This window comes from Sphingomonas bacterium (assembly GCF_903643035.1).
Lineage (GTDB): Bacteria > Pseudomonadota > Alphaproteobacteria > Sphingomonadales > Sphingomonadaceae > Sphingomonas.
The window spans coordinates 22692-29266 of the sequence record NZ_CAHJWW010000005.1; the positions used below are offsets into that span (position 1 = coordinate 22692).

At 67.3% G+C, this 6575-nt stretch carries 8 protein-coding genes; 3 read left to right on the forward strand and 5 right to left on the reverse strand.

Features of this window, described 5'->3' with window-relative positions; genetic code table 11:
* The first annotated feature begins 43 nt into the window (after positions 1-43).
* Complete coding sequence (gene obgE, locus HUV01_RS00895; protein WP_174296451.1) at positions 44-1087, forward strand: GTPase ObgE; 1044 nt, start codon at positions 44-46, stop codon at positions 1085-1087.
* Between the two features lie 67 nt (positions 1088-1154).
* Here obgE and tnpC read toward each other — a convergent pair whose 3' ends face one another.
* The 4 genes from tnpC to HUV01_RS00920 form a co-directional block, all read right to left on the reverse strand.
* Positions 1155-2720: an IS66 family transposase gene (gene tnpC, locus HUV01_RS00900; protein WP_174296442.1), complete on the reverse strand. Its 1566-nt coding sequence runs from the start codon at positions 2718-2720 to the stop codon at positions 1155-1157.
* Positions 2721-2751: 31 nt separating this feature from the next.
* Entirely contained in the window at positions 2752-3108 is a 357-nt protein-coding gene (gene tnpB / locus HUV01_RS00905; protein WP_174296443.1) for an IS66 family insertion sequence element accessory protein TnpB, read from the reverse strand.
* Positions 3105-3590, reverse strand: coding sequence for an IS66-like element accessory protein TnpA (gene tnpA / locus HUV01_RS00910; RefSeq protein WP_254606287.1), 486 nt, complete (start codon positions 3588-3590; stop codon positions 3105-3107). Before tnpA ends, tnpB begins: the two co-directional genes overlap by 4 nt.
* A 451-nt stretch (positions 3591-4041) precedes the next feature.
* A complete protein-coding gene (locus HUV01_RS00920) occupies positions 4042-4644 on the reverse strand; it encodes a TetR/AcrR family transcriptional regulator (protein WP_217430858.1) in 603 nt (200 codons plus the stop codon).
* Positions 4645-4800: 156 nt separating this feature from the next.
* Here HUV01_RS00920 and HUV01_RS00925 point away from each other — a divergent pair, with 156 nt between their 5' ends.
* Both HUV01_RS00925 and HUV01_RS00930 read left to right on the forward strand, forming a co-directional pair.
* Complete coding sequence (locus HUV01_RS00925) at positions 4801-5703, forward strand: SDR family NAD(P)-dependent oxidoreductase (protein WP_174296446.1); 903 nt, start codon at positions 4801-4803, stop codon at positions 5701-5703.
* A gap of 4 nt (positions 5704-5707) precedes the next feature.
* The gene (locus HUV01_RS00930; RefSeq protein ID WP_174296447.1) at positions 5708-6118 is read left to right on the forward strand and encodes a hypothetical protein; all 411 of its coding nucleotides are present in this window, start codon (positions 5708-5710) and stop codon (positions 6116-6118) included.
* 86 nt (positions 6119-6204) lie between these two features.
* Here the strand turns inward: HUV01_RS00930 and HUV01_RS00935 are convergent.
* Positions 6205-6575 (reverse strand): LysR substrate-binding domain-containing protein (locus tag HUV01_RS00935; protein WP_254606288.1); only part of this gene is annotated, 371 nt, incomplete at its 5' end.

The following is a 6575-nucleotide window of genomic DNA, read 5'->3' on the forward strand; positions in this document are numbered from 1 at the left end:
GGCGGGACTGTCGCGCCGCGCCGCCAGAGGCTATGGCACGGCGATGCATTTCCTCGACCAGGCCAAGATCTTCTGCCGCTCGGGCGCCGGCGGCCCCGGCGCGGTCAGCTTCCGACGCGAGAAGTTCATCGAATACGGCGGCCCCGACGGCGGCAACGGCGGCAAGGGCGGCGACGTGGTGTTCGAGGCGGTGGCCGGCCTGAACACGCTGATCGACTTTCGCTACACCCAGCATTTCCGCGCGCCGCGCGGATCGGGCGGCTCGGGCAGCAACCGCACCGGTGGCGGCGGCGACGACCTGCTCGTACGGGTACCGGTCGGCACCCAGATCCTGTCCGAGGACAAGGAGGACGTGCTGCTCGACTTCACCCGCGCCGGCCAGCGCGAGGTCTTCCTGCGCGGCGGCGACGGCGGGCGCGGCAACGCCAGCTACAAGACCTCTACCAACCGCGCGCCGCGCCAGCACGGCAGCGGCTGGCCGTACGAGGAGGCGTGGGTGTGGCTGCGGCTGAAACTGCTCGCCGACGCCGGGCTGGTGGGACTGCCCAACGCCGGCAAGTCGACCTTCATCAACGCCGTCACGGACGCGAAGGCCAAGGTCGGCGAGTACGCCTTCACCACTACTCGTCCGCAGCTGGGCGTGGTGCGCCACCGCGGGCGCGAGTTCGTGGTCGCCGACATCCCCGGCCTGATCGAGGGCGCGGCGGACGGCGCCGGCATCGGCGACCGGTTCCTTGGCCATATCGAGCGGTGCCGCGTGCTGCTCCACTTGGTCGACGCGCAGGACGACGATGTCGGCGAGAGCTATCGCATCGTGCGCGACGAGCTGGAGGCGTACGGCGCCGGCCTCGCCGACAAGCCGCACGTCGTTGCGCTCAACAAGATCGACACGCTGGACGACGAGCTGGTGGAGGCGCTGTCCGCCGAGCTCGCCGACGCGAGCGGCGCGGACGTGGTGCCGATCTCGGGCGTGTCGGGCACCGGACTCGACTGGGTGCTCGACCGGCTGATGGAGGCGATCCCGACCCCTGAGTCGCCGGTAGAGGACGACGGCGGCGAGGTGGCGGTGGAGTGGTCGCCTGTGTGATGCGAGTGGCGCCGCGGCGGCCGGAAGTTTAGGAGAAAGTTAGGCCAACGCGGCGTAAGCGATGTTCTCACGCCACGTCGGGCGCGCTGGTCCACGGCATGAGCTGATCGAGCGCGGAGGCTGGGTGTCCGGCGACGAGGCGGGTGAGCGTGGCGGAGAGCCAGGCCTGCGGGTCGATGCGGTTCAGCTTGCAGGTCTCGACCAGCGAGGCGATCACCGCCCAGTGGTCGCCGCCTTGGTCGGAGCCGGCGAACAAAGCGTTCTTGCGGTTGAGCGCGAGCGGGCGGATCGAGCGCTCGACGGTGTTGGAGTCGATCTCGACCCGGCCGTCGTCGAGGAACCGGCAGAGCCCGTCCCAGCGGTTCAGCGCGTAGCGGATGGCCTCGGCGAGCTTGCCCTTGCCGCTGGCGCGCGCGAGACTGGTCTCCAGGAACCGGCACAGACTGGCGACCAGGGGAGCGCTTCGCTCCTGCCGAGCGGCGTAGCGCTCGTCGGGGGCGCGGCCACGTATCTCCTGCTCGATCGCGTAGAACTGGGCGATGCGGACCAGCGCCTCGGCCGCGGCGGGGCGCGAGGCGGCGATCTCATAGAAGCCGCGGCGCACATGGCTCCAGCAGAAGGCGAGCTGGACCTGGTTGGAACGGCCGAGCGCGCGATAGCCGGCATAGCCGTCGACCTGGAGCACGCCGGCGAAGCCCCGGAGGTGCTCGGTTGGCCGCTCCCCTTTGCGATCGGGCGCGTAGACATAGGCGACCGCGGGCGGATCGGCTCCGCCCCACGGGCGATCATCACGGACGTAAGCCCAGAGCTGCCCGGTCTTGGTCCGGCCGCGCCCCGGATCGAGCACGGGCGCGGTGGTCTCGTCCGCGAACAGCTTGGGGCTGCGCTTCAGGTCGGCGAGGAGGTGATCGCGAAGCGGCGTCAGCCACCATGCGGCGCGGCCAACCCAGTCCGCCAGGGTGGACCGATCGAGGGTGACGCCCTGGCGGTCGTAGATCTGCGCCTGCCGGTACAACGGGAGATGGTCGGCGTACTTGGCGACCAGCACATGCGCGATCAGCGCCTCGGTCGGCATCCCGCCCTCGACGACGCGCGCCGGCGCCGGCGCCTGGACGGGCGCGGCCTCGCACGCGCGACAGCCGTAGCGCGGACGGCGGGTCACCAGCACGCGGAACGTGGTCGGGACCACATCGAGCCGTTCAGCAACTTCCTCACCGATGACGTGGAGAGCGCCGCCGCAGCAGGCGCAAGCCTTGCTCTCCAGGTCGATGACCTGCTCGACCCGCTCGAGATGGGCGGGAAGCCGGCCGCGGTTGGTGTCGCGTGCCCGAGGTGCCCTGGTCTTGTCGCCGGTCGCGTCCAGCCCCGCCCGCACGCGGGCCACCGCCGCGTCGAGCTCCTCCAGGGCGAGCGCCAGCTGGTCGGGATCGAACTGCTCGGACCGTGCGCCGAACCGGTGCCGCTGGAACGCGGCAATGATCGCTTGCAGCCGCTCGATCTCCGCGCGGGCGTCCGTGCCCGCGCCCTCCAGATCGGCGATGCGCTGGTCGCGCTCGCTGATCCGCGCCTCGGCCGCGGCCAGCATCGCGCGGAGAAGCGCGGGGTCGTCGGGAAGCTCGGCCTCGACCAGCATGCCCCGAGTGAATCAGCCCTGACGCACCTCGTCAACCGGCGAGTTGCGGTGCGATCGGGCGACGGCCGCCATGCACACGCCGCCAGTCCAAGCCCTCCACCAAAGCCCCGAACTGCGCCGCGCTCAGGCGCATGACCCCGTCCTGGATGGCGGGCCAGCGGAAGGCGCCTTGCTCCAGCCGCTTCGCCATCAGCCACAGCCCGGTGCCGTCCCACCACACCAGCTTGATCCGGTCCGCCCGCTTCGCCCGCAGCACGTAGACGACGCCCGAGAACGGGTCCGCGCCATACTCCGCCTTGATCAACGCCGCGAGCGCGTCCGCGCCCTTGCGGAAGTCCACCGGCCTGGTCGCCACCAGCACGCGGGCGTCGGCACCGGGTCCGATCACCGCGCTGTCTTCAGCGCGTCGATCACCGCCGTGATCACACCGGCGTCGGCACCGCGCGCGATCTTCACCGCCACGCCGTCGATCTCCAGCTCGACCGCGGCCGGTGCCGCAGCTCGGGTTCGTTGTCGGCGCTTCCGCTTGGGTGCCGGCACGGGCGTCGCCGCTGGCTCGGGGGCACTCACCGCCGGCACGAACATCGGCTCGGGCGAGTTCTGGATGCTGCCCTGCGCCGCCTCCGCCGCGTAGCGCAGCTCGCGACGCCACGTGAACAGCTGCGACGGCCGCAGATCGTGCCGACGGGCCAGCTCGCAGATGTTGCCGCAATCCGCCATCTGCGCGACCAGCGCCAGCTTGTCCTCGACCGCAAAGCTGCGGCGACGCCCGACGCCGGTCAGAACCTCGAACCGTCGGATCGGCTCCGGACTAGCCCGGTGTCTTGACCCCGGCATAGCTCCAAGCGGCGCATCGTCGTCCATCAGCATGGACTCGCAGCCGCCCCTCACCCACGCAAGGTGGAGCGGGCACATCGCTTACAACGCGGCCCCTCTGCCGCTTCCCGCGCGCGACGGCGGCGAACGGGCGATGGCCATAGCGAGACCGTCGCAGGACGTCCCCTACGTTAGTAGGAAGTGACGGGGATTGTCGGACGAGGCGCGCGATTGTACGCGCCTCGGATCACGCCGGACCCGACGGACGGCCATGACCGTACTCATTCCAAATGCGGCTTTTGAGCGCACGGCGACCGTAGCTGCTTTCCCGAAAAGGATGGTTGATTGGGAAACCAAGGGCATTTCCGAAACTCGTTTCACTCGCCAAAACGGAAAATGTTTGACGTCCGTGCTTGGTGTCACAACCGTTCTGTTGTGACACTTGTCGCAGGATGGCAGCTAACCACAACCAGACATTTGCAACGATCAATCAGGCCAAACTTGTTCAGGCGCGTGGCAGCAGTCCGACCAGCATTGAGGTGAGTGCCATGCTTAAGGCGTCCCGCAGATTGAAGTGGAACACCCCAAGAGCGGGCTCGTCGGCATAGGCGGCGACGAGACTGGGTGGCGGCGGGATGTAAGACGACAGCGCTCCCGCCGAGAGAAGGCTCATCATGCAGAACCGCTGCGCGCCATCGCCGAGTTCCGGCACGTGGCGTCGTACTAGCCCGGATGTAATTGCAAGCCTGGCGAGTGATGACCGCTTATGCCGTTTGGCTACCGCGACTGAGACGTTGCGCTCCAGAACGGCACCCTGCGCGCCGAAAAGGTCGCACAGCACCGGTCGGCCTGCCAGCGAACCGCTGAGGATGTGGGCCAGCTGCCCAGACCGCGCTTCCGGTGTCGCGTTCGCGTCGATGCCCGCAGCTAGCTCGCCTGTGAGTTCGACGAGCCAGCGTTCAAGGAAATCGTCCATAAGTTCGAGCAACACCGCCTCGCGGGACTCGAAATATCGCAGCACGTTCGACTTCGCCAATCCCACGCGCCGACTGAGCTCGTTCAAACTCAGTTCCGCCACAGGCATCTCGTCGAGCATCGCCGCCGCCATGTTCAAGATCGCCCGGCGGCGAGCATCCCGTTGCTCCTTGCTTCGCGCACGCTGGAATATCACATCTCATCCTCAATAAGAGACCGTTGGTTCTTTACCTCAAGCCATCGGTTCTATAGCTCACATAAAGAACCATCGGTCTTATGGGAATTTGTGGTGAGCAGCAATTGGACCGAGCAGACCATCCCCGATCAACATGGCCGTGTGGCTATCGTGACCGGTGGCAACACCGGACTAGGCTTTCAGACCGCACGGATGCTCGCCGAACGCGGGGCGGCGGTGGTGCTGGCCGTTCGGGACATCGAGAAAGGTAGGCATGCAGCCGCCCGCATCGCCGGCGATGTCACAGTCCAGGCCCTCGACCTGACCTCGCTTGAATCGATCCGTTCCGCAGCGGCCGACCTCCGCAGCGCCCATCCACGCATCGACCTGCTGATCAACAATGCCGGCGTCATGTTTACCCCGAAGCAGACGACTGCCGATGGCCTCGAGCGTCAGTTCGGAACCAACCATCTCGGTCACTTCGCCCTTACCGGGCTTCTCCTCGACCAGCTCCTTCCTGTCCACGGTTCCCGTGTCGTCACGGTCAGCAGCAACGGCCACCGCATCCGGGCCGCTATTCACTTCGACGATCTGCAGTGGGAACGCTCCTACGACCGGATCGCCGCTTATGGACAGTCCAAACTCGCCAACCTGATGTTCACGTACGAACTCCAGCGCCGGCTCTCACAATACGGGACGACGATCGCGGTTGCCGCCCATCCGGGCGTGTCCGACACCGAGCTGGGGCGCAACGTCCCCGCCGTCCTGCGGGTGCCCCTCACATGGCTAGCACGCTTGTTTGCCCAGAAGCCGGAAATGGGCGCGCTGCCCACCCTGCGCGCGGCGACTGATCCGGCAGTCATCGGCGGTCAATATTATGGCCCCGGCGGTCGGGGTGAGATCCGGGGTTGTCCCAAGCTGGTCGACTCCAGTCACGAGTCACACGATCAGGGTATCCAGCGGCGCCTCTGGGACGTTTCGGAAAAGCTCACGGGAGTGACATTTCCGCAGATATGAAGCGGTGACCAACCGTTTCGAAGTCGCTTGTCCGGTCGATTTACACAATGATTGGGTGTGTCACAAAATCATCTGCTTTTCGCCGCTGGCATCAGTGTCAGAACCGGTCGGTTTTGCCCAACTTAACCCCATGCCTTTCACCAAGTCTACAGGTGTCAGAATCCTGCATCGGAGTGTTGTTCTCGGTGTCGGAATCAAGATCGCGACAGGCAAAAGCGGCCGATCGAGTTTCCCACAAATAGAGGTTGAGCGGGAAAGCGCAATTGCGATCGGTCTGACGGCCGCAGGCGAGTTTCGTTTCCCAAACTCTGTTCCCGAATGCTCTTTCCAAAACGCCCCATCGGACATGGTGAAATGGGAAAGCGCCAAAGCGGCTGACACAATCGTTTCGGGGTGGACCGCCAGAATAGAGTAGCCGCTGGTCGCCGCTCAGCATCCACTTATGGGCGCAACCTGCCGAAGCGATGCTCCTGAACCGCCAGCCGTCCCTCTCCTTGTCCCTCACTCCCCACCGCCCTTCACGAAATCCACGAACGCGCGCAGCGGGGCGGGGAGGTGGCGGCGCCCGGGGTAGTAGAGGAAGGGGCCGCCGAACGGCTGCTGCCAGTCCGCCAGCACTGGCTCCAGACGCCCGGCGTCCAGATCGGGGCGCAGCCAGTCCTCGAACAGGTGGACGACGCCCGCACCCGCGACGGCGGCGGCGACCATCAGGTCGATCGCGCCGCCCGGCCCGACGATCAGCGGCCCGGCCGGGTCGACGCGCACCACCTCGCCCGCGCGCTCGTATTCCCAGGGCGGCATCGCCCCGCTGGAGAAGCGGCCGCGCAGGCAGGCGTGGCCGAGCAGGTCGCGCGGGTGGGCGGGCCGGCCCC

Excerpts from the sequence above, each read along its gene's own strand:
- tnpA (WP_254606287.1), bottom strand. The coding sequence starts at position 3,590 with ATGCTGATGGACGACGATGCGCCGCTTGGAGCTATGCCGGGGTCAAGA.
- tnpC (WP_174296442.1), bottom strand. The coding sequence starts at position 2,720 with ATGCTGGTCGAGGCCGAGCTTCCCGACGACCCCGCGCTTCTCCGCGCG.
- HUV01_RS00920 (WP_217430858.1), bottom strand. The coding sequence starts at position 4,644 with ATGGCGGCGGCGATGCTCGACGAGATGCCTGTGGCGGAACTGAGTTTG.
- obgE (WP_174296451.1), top strand. The coding sequence starts at position 44 with ATGCATTTCCTCGACCAGGCCAAGATCTTCTGCCGCTCGGGCGCCGGC.